At 58.7% G+C, this 13,906-nt stretch carries 13 protein-coding genes and 1 riboswitch; of the genes, 10 read left to right on the forward strand and 3 right to left on the reverse strand.

Annotated features, from left to right (window positions below):
- Nucleotides 1–68: 68 nt before the first annotated feature.
- Nucleotides 69–167: riboswitch (SAM riboswitch) on the reverse strand.
- A gap of 111 nt (nt 168–278) precedes the next feature.
- From yunB to trxA, 4 genes are all read left to right on the forward strand, one after another.
- Complete coding sequence (yunB, locus tag EV586_RS12395; RefSeq protein ID WP_165898567.1) at nt 279–1,058, forward strand: sporulation protein YunB; 780 nt, start codon at nt 279–281, stop codon at nt 1,056–1,058.
- 134 nt (nt 1,059–1,192) lie between these two features.
- A complete protein-coding gene (locus EV586_RS12400; protein ID WP_132945433.1) occupies nt 1,193–1,840 on the forward strand; it encodes an HD domain-containing protein in 648 nt (215 codons plus the stop codon).
- A 194-nt stretch (nt 1,841–2,034) separates the two neighbouring features.
- Complete coding sequence (locus EV586_RS12405) at nt 2,035–2,268, forward strand: NifU family protein (RefSeq protein ID WP_132945434.1); 234 nt, start codon at nt 2,035–2,037, stop codon at nt 2,266–2,268.
- A 26-nt stretch (nt 2,269–2,294) separates the two neighbouring features.
- Nucleotides 2,295–2,624, forward strand: coding sequence for a thioredoxin (gene trxA, locus EV586_RS12410; protein ID WP_132945435.1), 330 nt, complete (start codon nt 2,295–2,297; stop codon nt 2,622–2,624).
- Nucleotides 2,625–2,708: 84 nt separating this feature from the next.
- Here the strand turns inward: trxA and EV586_RS12415 are convergent, their stop codons facing one another.
- Nucleotides 2,709–4,004 carry a glutamate-1-semialdehyde 2,1-aminomutase gene (locus tag EV586_RS12415; RefSeq protein ID WP_132945436.1) on the reverse strand — a complete coding sequence of 432 codons (1,296 nt, stop codon included), beginning with the start codon at nt 4,002–4,004 and terminating at the stop codon, nt 2,709–2,711.
- A 119-nt stretch (nt 4,005–4,123) separates the two neighbouring features.
- On the opposite strand from EV586_RS12415, the gene EV586_RS12420 reads away from it, so the two are divergent.
- The 3 genes from EV586_RS12420 (at nt 4,124) to selD (ending at nt 7,670) form a co-directional block, all read left to right on the forward strand.
- Nucleotides 4,124–4,906 carry a hypothetical protein gene (locus EV586_RS12420; protein ID WP_132945437.1) on the forward strand — a complete coding sequence of 261 codons (783 nt, stop codon included), beginning with the start codon at nt 4,124–4,126 and terminating at the stop codon, nt 4,904–4,906.
- A 297-nt stretch (nt 4,907–5,203) separates the two neighbouring features.
- Entirely contained in the window at nt 5,204–6,613 is a 1,410-nt protein-coding gene (gene selA / locus EV586_RS12425) for an L-seryl-tRNA(Sec) selenium transferase (protein WP_132945438.1), read from the forward strand.
- Between the two features lie 7 nt (nt 6,614–6,620).
- On the forward strand, nt 6,621–7,670 hold the full coding sequence (selD, locus tag EV586_RS12430; protein WP_481937763.1) for a selenide, water dikinase SelD: 1,050 nt from the start codon (nt 6,621–6,623) through the stop codon (nt 7,668–7,670).
- 18 nt (nt 7,671–7,688) lie between these two features.
- Here selD and EV586_RS12435 read toward each other — a convergent pair whose 3' ends face one another.
- Nucleotides 7,689–9,125, reverse strand: a complete 1,437-nt coding sequence (locus tag EV586_RS12435) for a CPBP family intramembrane glutamic endopeptidase (protein WP_165898568.1) — start codon at nt 9,123–9,125, stop codon at nt 7,689–7,691.
- Between the two features lie 498 nt (nt 9,126–9,623).
- Between EV586_RS12435 and codY the strand changes: the two genes are divergently transcribed.
- Entirely contained in the window at nt 9,624–10,403 is a 780-nt protein-coding gene (codY, locus tag EV586_RS12440) for a GTP-sensing pleiotropic transcriptional regulator CodY (RefSeq protein WP_132945440.1), read from the forward strand.
- 41 nt (nt 10,404–10,444) lie between these two features.
- On the opposite strand, the gene EV586_RS12445 is transcribed toward codY, so the two are convergent.
- Nucleotides 10,445–11,977: an N-acetylmuramoyl-L-alanine amidase family protein gene (locus EV586_RS12445; protein WP_132945441.1), complete on the reverse strand. Its 1,533-nt coding sequence runs from the start codon at nt 11,975–11,977 to the stop codon at nt 10,445–10,447.
- A 147-nt stretch (nt 11,978–12,124) separates the two neighbouring features.
- On the opposite strand from EV586_RS12445, the gene EV586_RS21135 reads away from it, so the two are divergent.
- Nucleotides 12,125–12,298: a hypothetical protein gene (locus EV586_RS21135; protein WP_165898569.1), complete on the forward strand. Its 174-nt coding sequence runs from the start codon at nt 12,125–12,127 to the stop codon at nt 12,296–12,298.
- A 50-nt stretch (nt 12,299–12,348) separates the two neighbouring features.
- Nucleotides 12,349–13,863: a coproporphyrinogen dehydrogenase HemZ gene (gene hemZ / locus EV586_RS12450; protein WP_132945442.1), complete on the forward strand. Its 1,515-nt coding sequence runs from the start codon at nt 12,349–12,351 to the stop codon at nt 13,861–13,863.
- Nucleotides 13,864–13,906 lie beyond the last annotated feature (43 nt).

Below are 13,906 nucleotides of genomic sequence, written 5' to 3' on the forward strand. Positions count from 1 at the left end.
TGCATACAAAAAACCCTCTTCTCGGGCGGTCCAAGAAGAGGGTGAGCGTTCACGTGAATACGGTTCCTCTCTTATCTGCCAAAGCGTATTGCTTTGCTGGAATTAGCACCTGTACACGGTTGCCGAGGCTTCGCAGGGCCAGTTCCCTCCGCCTCTCTGGATAAGAGTTCAAGTCATTCTGTTGTTGGACTGATACTATCACCTTTGAAACGTATGTGTCAATGGATTGTTTGATGTTCGTCCGCATAGAGATGAGAACAGGGAAAGGAGGAAGCTGGATGGCGATGAAGATACGCGGCGCGAAGAAGCCGGTCAATTGGCGCTTGATCTTCTTTGCCTTGCTCGTCCTGTTCGTGTTTGCCATCGCCCAGTCGGTGTATTATGTGGAGAGCAGTCTGCGCCCGACGTTTATCAAAGTGGCGGAGGAGAAGACGCGGCACATCGCGACCGAAGCGATCAACGGTTCGATTGCGGAGCGGATCTCGAGTGAGGCGGACTACAGCAAACTGATCGATCTGAAAACGAGTTCTGCCGGAAAGGTGACGGCCGGCTATTTTAACATGGTCGAAGCGGCCCGCATACAAAATGATGTGACGAAAAGCATCGAAGGCGTTTTACAAAGCCTGCAGGAGAAAAAGATGTACATCCCGCTCGGGCAGGCGGCCGGTTCATCCCTGTTGTCCCAGCTCGGCCCGGACATCCCGGTCGAGATCCAGCCGGTCGGGAACGTGATGTCTGACATCGGCTGGGAATCGCAGGAGCGGGGCATCAACCAGGTGATCCACACGCTGTACCTCGAGATCACGGTGCACACCTCGGTCATCGTGCCGTTCACGACCAAGCCGTCCGAAGTGAAGACGAAAGTGCCGATCGCCTACGTCTTCCTCGTCGGCGACGTGCCGCAGATGGTGTTTAACGCCAAAGGCGAGACGGTCGGACAGACGACATCGAGCAGCCAGATCCCGATGCCGTCGATCCAGTTGCCCAATCTCAATGACAACAAGGATGAAAAAAGCGACGCCGCTTCTGAATCGTCCGCTGCCGGAGCGGAGGAATAGCAGAGCCCGACCAGCGCTGCCAAACGAAAGACGCTGCGAGACATGTAAGGCGCGGAAGAAGATGGTAAGATAGTGGGAGAGGCAGGGACGGATCGTTTCGTGGCTGACCCTTTGAGAAGCAGGAGGACAGAGCAATGGATCAGGCTAACATCATCGCAGCAGCTGAGCAATTTGTGAAGGACGAACTGGGCGGGGACAGCTCGGGGCATGATTACTGGCACATCTACCGCGTGTGGCAGACGGCGAAGAAAATCGGGGTGGAAGAAGGCGCAGACCTGCTGGTCGTCGAGCTGGCGGCGTTGCTGCATGACATCGCCGACGAGAAGCTCGTCGCAAGCGAAGCGGAAGGACTGGCGAAAGTGCGCAGCTGGCTGGTGGAACAGGGCGTGGCAGAAGCCACGGTCGAGCACGTGATGGAGATCATCTCGACGATGTCGTTCAAAGGCGGCGGCAAGACCGGCATGCGCACGCTGGAAGGCGCCGTCGTGCAGGACGCCGACCGCCTCGATGCGATCGGCGCGGTCGGGATCGCCCGCGTGTTCGCCTATTCGGGAGCAAAAGGGCAGCTGTCGCACGACCCGCACCTTCCGCCGCGCACCGACATGACGGCCGAGGAGTATCGCAAAGGCAAGTCGACGGCGATCAACCATTTCTATGAAAAGCTGCTCAAGCTGAAAGACTTGATGAACACCGCGTACGGCAAGCAGATGGCGGAAGGGCGCCATGCTGTGATGGAAGCGTTTTTGGAACAATTTTACGCGGAGTGGGAAGGCAAAAAGTGAGCAAGGACGCGCACTCTGAATAGTGTAGGAGTGAGAGATGTAACAGAGGTCACAGATATACCTTCCCACCTCCCCTATACTAAGGGTAAAATAATAACAATGTGCAGCGCATCGCATGAGCGGAAAATCTTCCGCCTATACTAGATGCGTATGCACTCAACTCAATTTGGAAGAACGAATGGAGGCTACTCACAATGGAAGATCTTCGCGCACGCGTTCAAGAAGCACTTGACAAAATTCGCCCGGGCCTGCAAGCTGACGGCGGCGACGCAGAACTGGTAGAAGTAGACGGCGATACTGGCATCGCACAAATCCGCATGACCGGCGCTTGCGGCGGCTGCCCGATGTCCACGATGACCCTGAAAATGGGTATCGAGCGCACCATCCGCGCATCCGTTCCGGAAATTCGCGAAGTTGTAGCAGTTTAATTTTCTAACGTACGGAGGTACTAACCATGGCAACTGACGCAATCTTGACCATTACCGACGCGAACTTTGACGATGCCGTCAAAAACTCCGAAACCCCGATCCTGGTTGACTTCTGGGCGACCTGGTGCGGCCCGTGCCGCATGCTCGCTCCGGTCCTCGAAGATGTGGCGGGCGAAACGGCCGGCAAGCTGACCATCGGCAAGCTGAACATCGACGAAAACCAAGCGACCACGCAAAAATTCGGCGTGATGTCCATCCCGACCATGCTCGTCTTCAAAGGCGGCGAGGTCGTGAAGACTGTCGTGGGCTACAAGTCCAAGAAAGACCTGATGGACGAACTGGCTGGCGTACTGTAAGTCGAACCTGCAGAAAGGCACCGCGATGGCGGTGCCTTTTTTGCGCAAAGAAAAGCACTGCCGGATGCGGCAGTGCTTTTGTTGTTACAGCTTGGAAAACGCGCGGTCTGCAGCGAGCAGCGTAAAGGCGATGTCTTCCGGGGTGTGCGCCGTGGAGACGAACCACGCTTCGTATTTGGACGGCGCGAGCAGGATGCCTTCTTCGAGCAGCAGGTGGAAGAAGCGGGCAAACTTTTCGCCGTCGGCCGACTTGGCGTCTTCGTAGTTTTTCACTTGGCGGTCGGTGAAGTACATCGCAAACGCGCCGCCGACGCGGTTCAAGGTGACCTTGTGGCCGTATTTGCGCGCCGACTGAAGCAGTCCTTCGGCCAGCAGTCGCCCAAGGTCGCTCATGCGCTCGTACGTGCCCGGCTTCTGCAGCTCTTCCAGGCAGGCGATGCCGGCCGAGATCGACGCCGGGTTGCCCGCCATCGTGCCCGCCTGATACGCCGGGCCGAGCGGTGCGACTTGCTCCATGATGTCGATGCGGCCGCCGTAAGCGCCGATCGGCAGGCCGCCGCCGATGATCTTGCCAAGCGCGGTCATGTCGGGCGTGACCCCGAGCAGATTTTGCGCGCCGCCGTAGAGGAAGCGGAACGCGGTGATCACTTCGTCGTAGATGACCAGCGCACCGTGTTTGTGCGTCAGTTCGTTGACGCCTTGCAGGAATCCGGACTCCGGCGCGACGATGCCGAAGTTGCCGACGATCGGCTCGACCAGCACGGCTGCGACCTGATCGCCCCACTTGTTCAAAGCGTCTTCATACGCCTGCAGGTCGTTGAACGGCACGGTGATCACATCTTCGGCGATCGACTGCGGAATCCCCGCCGAATCGGGAATGCCGAGCGTCGACGGGCCGGAGCCTGCCGCGACCAGCACGAGGTCGGAGTGGCCGTGGTAGCAGCCGGCGAACTTCATGATCTTCGTGCGCCCGGTATAGGCGCGGGCAACGCGGATGCAGGTCATCACCGCTTCGGTTCCGGAGTTGACGAAGCGGACTTTTTCGAGGGACGGGATCGCTTCCTGCAGCATCTGCGCAAAATCGATCTCCAGCTTCGTCGGCGCCCCGTAGAGCAGCCCGTCATGCGCCGCGCGGGTGATCGCTTCCGCCACGTGTTTGTTGCCGTGACCGTGGATCAGCGGGCCGTATGCGGCGAGATAGTCGACGTACCGGTTGCCGTCCACGTCATACAGGTACGCCCCGTCGCCTTTTTCGATAAAGACGGGCGCGCCGCCGCCGACCGCCTTGAACGAGCGGGACGGAGAGTTGACGCCGCCGACGATGACTTCCTGTGCGTCTTCATAATAACGTTCCGAGCGGGAACGGTTGAGGGTTGCCATGAGGAATCTCCACCTTTCTTGTCTATCTCTTATCGTACCAAAAAATCACACGACCGACATTCCAATTTTCCCCGCTCCGAAGACTGTAACAAGCAGTCTACATGAACGGAGGAACCTCGATGAACCCCAAGTGGAAAAAAATCACCCTGATCACCGCCCCGATCCTGATTGCCGGATCGGTCTATGCGTTTACCAACGCGTCGGCGTCTAATGAGGACAACGGCATCACCGGGACGCTCGTCTCGTCGGAGAAGCTGACCCCGGAGGAGATCGCCGCCCTGGAGTCGGCCAAACCGGCCCCAGCACCTGCGACAGGCACGGACACAACTCCGGAGGTAGACATGAGCGCAATCAACCCGTTCACCGTCTACACGCCGCCGGCAGCACCCGCTGCGACGACGCCTGCAGCAGCACCGGCTGTGGAAACGTCCCAGCAGCCCTTCTCGCTGGACAATGTCAAGAAGCTGGAATTAAAATCACAGACCACGCTTGGCGAGTTGAAGCTGGAGTTTAAGTCGGACAAAGGCGAACTCCAGTTGAAAGGCGAGATCGCCGACCGCAAGATCGAAGTCAAAGGCGAGCAGGCGCTGGACGTGCTCGGCAAGCTGCTGGCCAGCTTCGGCCTGCAAGACTCGATGACCGCGCTGCTCCAAGGCGAGGATGTCAAGCTCGACGCAGCGCTGGCCGGCGCCTTGAAGGGGCTGGAGATCGAGCTGAACGACGGCCGCAAGATCGAAACGAAAGCGCCCGGCAAGAACCCGAAAGCCCAAGGCAAACACGACAACGGCAACCACTACGGCTGGGACAAAGCAAAGAAAGAAAAAGAGAACAAGGGCAAAGGCAACGAAAAGGCCAAAGGCAAAGACAAGCATGACAATGATGACCAAGGTGAAGACAACTAAAACATTCGGAAACATGAGCAGTGACCGAGTGAATCGAGTCGTGCCGCTCAGAGACTCAGTTGTCAGTTACATGTAACACGGCCGTCAGAGATTCGGCTGTCAGACCAGAGCGCCGGCTTGAAGAAGCACAGATCCGTCTGAAGTCTGACACGTGAAACACAATCTGCACCACGAACCGCTCGTTGCACAATCGAGAACTGCCGTCTGTAAGCGGGACGGCAGTTTTTGCGTTTTAAAACGCAAGAAAGTCAGCTAGAATGGGAAGATGGAGTACCTCATGAAGAGGATGTGATCGTTTTGGAAAAACGCGGGACCGAACTGCTGCGCAGCCTGCCTGCTGTGCACCGGCTGCTTGACCATCCGCAGTGCCGTGATTTGGCGGCCGCGCACGGGCACAAGCTCGTCTCCACCGCTGCCGGCGACGTGATCGGCGAGGTGCGCGCCAGCATCCTGCAAGGGGATGCGGAGGCGGAGACCGACCTCGACGTGCTCGCCGACCGGGTGGCGGAGCGGGTGCAAAAGCAGTTTCACCTGAACTACCGCGCCGTGATCAACGCGACCGGCGTCGTCCTGCACACCAATCTGGGGCGCGCCCCGCTGGCCGATGCGGCAATCGATGCGATCGAACGCACGGCAAGAGGGTATACCAATCTTGAGCTCAACTTGGCGACCGGTGAACGCGGCTCCCGCTATGCGCACGTCGAAGAGCTGATCTGCGAGCTGACCGGCGCGGAAGCAGCGCTTGTCGTCAATAACAACGCCGCCGCCGTCCTGCTCGTTCTGACCGAGATGGCGAAAGGGAAAAGCGTGATCATCTCCCGCGGCCAGCTCGTCGAGATCGGCGGCTCGTTCCGCGTGTCGGAAGTGATGAAGGCGAGCGGCGCCCAGCTCATCGAAGTCGGCACCACCAACAAGACGCACGAGTACGACTACGAACGCGCGATCGACGACGACACCGCCCTGATCCTGCGCGTGCACACCAGCAACTTCCGCGTCGTCGGCTTCACCCACCAGCCGGAATTGTCCGATCTGGTCGCCCTGGCTCACGCGCGCAATGTGCCGGTCTATGAAGACTTGGGCTCCGGCTCGCTGTTCGACCTGCGCGCCCACGGCATCGGTGATGAACCGACTGTGCGCGAGACGGTCAGAGCGGGCGTGGATCTCTGCTCGTTCTCCGGGGACAAGCTGCTCGGCGCCACGCAGGCGGGATTTATTGTCGGCAAGCAGGAATACATAAAACGGATCAAGAAAAACCAATTGACCCGCGCACTGCGCGTGGACAAGCTGACTCTGGCCGCGCTGGAAGCGACCTTGCGCCTGTATCTCGATGAAGATCTCGCCAAGCGCGACAACCCGACGCTCTGGATGCTCCTGCGCACGCCCGATTCGATGGGCGCAGAGGCAGAACGGCTGCAGGCCGGGCTGGCTGCCGTGTTTGGCGAAGCGGCAGACGTGCAGGTGGAGCCGGGCTTTTCCCAAGTCGGGGGCGGATCGCTGCCGACGGAGGAATTGCCGAGCTGGCATGTGACGGTCAGATCCCGTCAGTTTTCGCTGAATGCGTTAGAACGAGCGCTTCGTCACGTCGCCTTGCCGGTGATGACGACGATGCGAAAGGAGGCGATACATTTCGATGTCAGAACGATCTTCCCAAGAGAGATCCCAGCAGTTGTCGACAGCGTCCGTGACGCCTTCGCAAGGCTCGGGTGACGCTGTGTTGCCCAGCGAACAGGTGCGCTTGACCCTGCTGACCGAAAAAGCCGGCTGAGGCTGCAAAATCGGCCCGGCCGACCTGGCGCAAGTTTTGCGCCATCTTCCGAAAAATGTTCCTGATGCGAACCTGATCGTCGGTATCGACACGTCTGACGATGCGGGTGTGTACAAACTGAATGACGAGACGGCGCTCGTGCAGACGGTCGACTATTTCACGCCGGTCGTCGATGACCCGTACATGTTTGGCGCGATCGCCGCTGCCAACGCCTTGTCTGACGTCTATGCGATGGGCGGGACGCCGCTGACGGTGCTGAACATCGTCGGCTTCCCGATCTCCAAGCTGGACAAAAAAATCCTCGCTGAGATCCTGCGCGGCGGCGCCGACAAAGTCCGCGAGTCGGGCGCGGTGATCGCCGGCGGGCACTCGATCGACGACACCGACCCGAAATTCGGCATGGCGGTGACCGGGATCGTCCACCCGGAGAAAGTCTGGACGAACGCCGGGGCGCGCCCCGGCGACAAGCTGATCCTGACCAAGCCGATCGGCGTGGGCATCGTGACCACGGCGATCAAGCGGGGGAAAGCATCGCCGGAGCTGATCCAACTGGTCGAAGTGACGATGGCTGCGCTGAACAAGGTGCCGGCGGAGACGGCGAAAGAGTTTACCGTCCACGGCTGCACCGACGTGACCGGCTTCGGTCTGGCCGGTCATGCGCTGGAGATGGCGCGCGGGGCGAACGCCGGCGTGGTGCTCTATGCGTCGCAAGTGCCGCTGCTGCCGGACACCGTCTCCCTTGTCGAGCAAAAGGTGTATCCGGGCGGCACCGTGCGCAACATCGACTGGGTGAAGGACGATGTGACCTACGAAGGCGTCGATGAGACCACCAAGATCATCCTCTGTGACGCCGTCACCTCGGGCGGCCTGCTGCTCGCCGTGCCGGCCGACGAAGCGGACTCGCTCGTCGCCAAGCTCCGCGACCGCGGCATCGCCGCCGCCTCGATCGTCGGTGAAGTGGTGGCCGATCATCCGGGCAAGCTGACCGTTCGTCCGTAACACCAAAAGGGACTCCGTCTACACGCGGAGTCCCTTTTTCTTGTAGGCAAATACAAGCAGGGGCAACAACAGCCACAACAAGCCCCGGTAATCCCCATACATCCCGCCCATGGTAACGCTCGCCAGAAAGCTGTCGTACAGAAAATGTCCGGTGATGACCGCACCAAGCCCATAGCGCCGGTAGAGCCAGAAGAAGAGCGGCCCGATCACCAAGCCCAGCTCGAGAATGCGGTAATACCATGGGGAGACATCGTACGACAGATGGGTGAGCGACCAGAGCAGGGAAGAGGCTAAGGCCGCGACGAGCGCCGGCTGCAGCCAGCGGCCGAACAACCGGCGGAAGATCAGCTCTTCGCTCAAGGCCGCCATGACGGCAGCGACCCCGGTCAGCAGCAAGGGCCAGGGGGACAGCGCCAGCGTCTCCTGCTGCTGCAGGTCGGACGCCCAAAACCCAAATGCCGAAGCCAGCCAGCTCAGCAGCGTGCTGACGCCTGCCAATATGCCGAACACGCCGTACCCTGCCGTGACCTGCCTGTGGAGCCAATCCGGATCTTTGACCCGCTGGAGCAGCGTCGGGCCGGACGGTGCCGTGATTACAAAGAGGCTGAACAGGATGCCCGCATAGGCAACGCCTTTGAGCAGACCGGCCAGCGACGGTTCGATCAGCCAGCAGAGGGCCGGCATGCTCGCGCTCACCAGCGCCTCGCCCGTGAGCCGCCGTCCGCCCAAGCCCCGTTTCCAAACGGTATAAAAGGCGCTGACGACAATCCCGATGATCACGAGCAGAAACAGCAAGCCGGAAGCAAACAGCGCGATCTTTTTTACCACGGAAGCTTCGGCGGTCTCTAGGTCTTTCGCCTCAGACGCTGCCACCACTTCCAAGCGATGCTCAAACGCACCCCATCGATCGCCCGCCAGCTCGGCAAGAAACATTTCGCGGAGGCCTTCGTATTGATAACCAGTCTCAAAGCTTAGCAATAGATGCTCCGCACCCGTATTATTAATGGAAGAAACAGATAGCGTTTGCACGCCAAACCGTTTCATCAGCGCTTGGCGCACCTGTTCAACCTGCTCGTCTTGCGAACCGGGGAATAGTGCCAAAGTCATACCCCGAATCCCTTCCACACGGCCGTTCTGGCGATTGACCAGCACCTCTGCCGCTCCCGATTTCACCTTCCACATCACCAGCGGTTTGTTCGCATCGTCAGCCTCTTGACGAAAGGCATCGGTCATCTTGCGCTCCTGCAGATGACGAGACACAGCTGCAGATTCTAACTGCTCCACCGTCAACTCGCCGTCGCCCAGCCACGCAGCGGCCGTCGCTTTGGCCTGCTCGGGGGTGACCGTCAGCGGCAACGGCGTGTGCTGCATGCCATGCACCCACAAGAGCTCGCCGATCAGCAGAGCCAATCCGAACAGCCCGAGCAGCAGCAAACCCCGCATTTTTCGCACCATAAACGCTCCTCCTCGAACCCAGTCCCACCAAGTGTAACACAAAAAAGAAAATAAGTGTTGACATGCCAGATGTTTGCCAATATAATATTCGTTGCTATGAACCATACATAGTCCATGAGGAAATTCCTCATCCTTTAAAAAAGCGATGATCGAGCATCATCGTTTTTTTCATGGATTTTTTACGAAAAACGACATTGCAAAATGTTTCAATCCTTGATATATTTAATCAGGATTCGAGAATTATCAGAATTGTTCCCGGTTACTTTACTCTCTTTCCTCAGTCGGTGGGAGAACATGTATGATCTTTCTCAAATTGGGCAATGTTGAAGAATGAGGGCTGAATTGTTACAGTTCTATGATATTTTCGTAGTTTTCCGGTTGTATGCTTGAAAATGCGCATCATTTCGACTACTGTATAGTTGTTGCGCAGTTAAGAATCAATCAAAATCACAAAGTGTAAGCGAAATAACTAAGAAAAAATAGATAGCAGGTGAACCCATGGTTTTGTTGGAAAAAATACAACGCTTTAACCGTCTGCTGCAAAAATCGGCTGCAAACGGCGTCGACTTCATGGAGCTGGCGAAACTGCTCAGTGACATGGTAGACTCTAACGTCTACGTGGTTTCGAAAACGGGTAAGATTTTGGGCTTTGGCCTCGCCGAGTACGAGCTGACTTTGGAATGGAATCAGATCATGACCGTCGATCAGCGCTTCCCGGGCAACTTTAACGAGTCGCTGATCAAGATCACCGAAACGCAGAAGAACATCGAGAACAAAGAGCCGTTCTACGTGTTCTCCGCAGAAGAGAACGAAGTGTTCAAGAAGAAGAACCTGACGATCGTTCCGATCGTCGGCGGCGGCACGCGCCTCGGCACCTTGGTGCTGGCGCGCCTGAACAACAAGTTCACCGATGAAGATCTCATCCTCTCCGAATACGGCGCAACTGTGGTTGGCATGGAGATCATCCGTGCCGAGCAGGAAGAAATTCATGAAAAAGCCCGCCAGCGCGCGATGGTGATGATGGCGCTCGAATCCCTGTCCTTCTCGGAACAGGAAGCGATCCAGCACATCTTTAAAGAGCTGGAAGGCTCCGAAGGTCTGCTCGTCGCCTCGAAGATCGCAGACCGCGTCGGCATCACCCGCTCGGTCATCGTCAACGCGATCCGCAAGCTGGAATCGGCCGGCGTCATCGAATCCCGCTCGCTGGGTATGAAAGGCACGTACATCAAGGTGCTCAACCCGCTGTTCCTTGAGCAGCTCGAAGCGCTCGACAAGTAAAACAGAATCGTCCTGCCCGCATCGCGCGGTCAGGACGTTTTTTATTGCTCCTGCAGATATCCCACGATCGCTTGAAACAGCCCCTCGGCCGCTTTTTCCCCATGTCCCGGCTCCTGCGTGTTCAGCTCATCCTGCGCATTGGTCAAGAATGCCGTCTCGACCAGAATCGCCGTCACCCGATTCTCCCGCAACACATAGTAGTCTCCGTAGCGCGCCCCGAGGTCGGGCAGCCCCAGCGTCTTGACCAGCGCTTGCTGCGCGCGTCTGGCCAGCGCATGGTCTGCGCCGTCTTCGCTGTAGTAAAAGGTCATCGACCCGGACAGCGCCGCATCGTCGTGGGTGTTGTAGTGCAGCGAGACGAACAGGTCGGCCTGCTCCTGCTCGGCGATCTGCACCCGTTCGCTCAAGGTCACAAAGCGGTCGTCGTCGCGCGTCAGCACCACGCGGGCGCCGGTCGTGACCAATTTGTTGTACAGGCTGCGCGTCAGGTTCAAGTTGAGGTCTTTCTCATAGACGCCCGTCTGCCGCCCGACCGCTCCGACGTCAAAACCGCCGTGCCCGGCGTCGAGCACGATCGTTTTGCCGCGCAGTCGGTTGTCGAGCGTGGCCTGCTCTTCCGGCACTTGTCCGAGGTCGCCCGTCACGTCGGTAAGCCAGGCGGCGACCCATGCTTTTGTCTCCGGGTCGATCTGCAGCTGCAGCCAGGCGCCCGACTTGGCGGTCACGGCAAACTGGCTGCCGGCGCGCCCGGCGGTCAGCACCGGGAAGTTGGTGCCAGGCCCGGTGCGCAGGTTGGCGTGCTCGTTCAGCTTGACCTGCACCGCATTGCTGTCGCTGGGACGGGACTCCGCTTGCGGCAAGGCATGTCCGGGCAGGCGCAGATACTCGGTGGCGACATACCCTGTGCCGCCCGCATAAGAGATCTCCGTCCAGCCGCCCGCTTTTTCGCCGTGCACCGGCACGATCTCATTTTGCTGCAAGGTGCCGAGCACCTTAGCTTCCAGCGACGGAGCGGCGCGCACGTTGAGCTGCTGTGCGATCACCGTCGCCTGATGCTGCTGCGTTTTCGCGGCCGATTTGGCTTTGTCCTCCGACGGGGTGACCAGCCAGCTCGCCACCCAGCCGGTGCGCTCGTCCGGCAGGCGGATCTGCATCCAGTCGCCGCTCTGCTGCAGGAGCGGATACAAGGTGCCGGGGGAGATCGTCGTCACGATCTCGTAGGACGTGGACGCCCCGCCGCGCACGTTGACAGATGCTTCCTTCGCCTCGACGACCTGGATCGTCGGGTTCGAAGAGGCGAAGCGCGCCCCTTCCTTGACGAGCGAGGCGTGTATCCATCCTGAGCGCCCTTTGTCCAGCCGCACCTGGTACCAGTCGTTGCTTGCGCTGATCACTTCGTAGGACTCGCCAAAATCGGCCGTGCCGACTACGGCCGTCTCAGTGCCGGCGCCGCTGCGGATGTTCACATCATAAGCGGTGACTTTGACGAAACGACCCTCTTCCGCAAAGGCGGCCAAGGAAAAAATCAGACTAAACAAAAGCACCAAAACGATCAGCCGATTTCGCTTGTTCACAGTTTCCTTGACCCCCTTTTTCACGTTGTCTGAGCGTTCATTTCGCGACCATTTTTGTAAAATCCTGCCCCTCGACACCGTTAGATTCGCATCCGACAGGGAAGACTAAAGAGAGTCAAAATGCGACATTCGAGGAGGGCTTTTCCTATGCGCAAAACGATTCATCAACAAGTGGCAACCTTCACGAACCGACGGCTGTTAAACGTCGATTTTCACGATTTTCTGCAAAAGTCGCAGTACATGGAAGACGTCGAACTGGCCTGCGAATTTTCGCTCAGCTCCCGCGAAGTGCAGCACATGCGCGCCAAGATGCAAAAATAGTGGACGCACCTCCCGCAGATGGGTACACTGGTATCTGGAGGTGACGGTCTGTGCGCATCAGCATCGATCTTGGCAACCTGAATTACCAGCGAGAAACAAGCCGGCTGACCCGCCTGTTTTATGAAGAGGACGAAGTGGTCTTCGATCAGCAGGAGGCGGCCGCGATCTATATAACGCTTCGGCTGACCGGGCAAGGAGAAAACAGCGTCTGTGCCCGCGCCGAACTGTATGACAAGCAGAGCGGCGCGCGCTACGTGAGCGAACACCGTCGCAGCGTCACGCCGCCGGGCGAGACGGCGCTGAAAAAGCGCAGCAAGCAGGCGGTGCTGTGGGTGCTGCACGACGTGTTGGAGCAATTGAGCGGTGAGCACCAGCCGTGGGGTATCCTGACCGGGGTGCGCCCGATGAAGGTCGTGCACAACATGATCGAAGCAGGGAAGAGCGCCGCGCATATTCGCAGCGAACTGCAGGAGCAGTACCTGATCTCGCCGGAGCGCATCGATCTGCTGCTAGAGATCGCCGACGTGCAGCTTTTGACGATGCCCGACCTGTATCAGATCGACAAGCAGGTCTCCTTGTACATCGGCATCCCGTTTTGCCCGACACACTGCGCGTACTGCACGTTCCCGGCCTATTCGATGGAGGACAAGGCGACCTATGCGCCGTCGTTCCTCGACGCTTTGGAGCGCGAATTTGCCCGGGTCGGGGCCTTTTTGCACGAATACTCGATCCCGGTGACCAGCGTCTACCTCGGAGGCGGCACGCCGACCTCCCTGCAGGCGCCGGAGCTGACCCGCGTCTTTGAAGCGCTCTACCGCCACATTCCCGACGCGGACAAGTGGCGCGAGTTCAGCGTGGAAGCGGGCCGCCCGGACACGATCACGCCGGAGCGCGTGGAAGTGATGCGCAAGTACGGCGTGAACCGCATCTCGGTCAATCCGCAGACGTTTAAAGCGGAGACGTTGAAAACGATCGGGCGGGGACACACGCCGAACATCGTCGACAAGCGGTTCCATCTGGTCAAAGCGGCCGGGTTTGAAAACATCAACATGGACATGATCCTCGGGCTCCCCGGCGAATCGGTGGCAGATGTGCGCCACACGCGCGACCGGATCGAAGCTCTGATGCCCGATTCGGTCACCGTGCATACGATGTCGTTCAAGCGCACATCAGACGTGACGAAGGAAAAGGATGCCTACGACATCCCGCACACGCAGGCCGTCCGGCAGATGATGCAGGAGACGTCCGCCTGGGCACGGGGCTTAGGGTATCACCCGTACTATGTGTACCGGCAAAAAGACATCTTGGGCAACCTCGAAAATGTCGGCTACGCGCAGCGCGGCAAAGACTCGATCTACAACATCGCGATCATGGAAGAGCGCCAGACGATCATCGGGCTTGGCGGCGGCGCGTCGACCAAGCTGTACAAAAAGGGCGAATTCTTAGGTCACATCTACAATGCCAAAGAACCGAAAGCATACGTGGATTCGGTGGATCATACGACCGACAAAAAGCTGAACAAACTCCGCGAACTGTTTACGGAGACCGCGATGCCCCGTTCGTAGTGGAACGGGGTTTTCTTTTGTGAAATCTGCTTTTATGTTAGAC

This window comes from Tumebacillus sp. BK434, from assembly GCF_004340785.1.
Taxonomy (GTDB): Bacteria; Bacillota; Bacilli; order Tumebacillales; family Tumebacillaceae; genus Tumebacillus_A.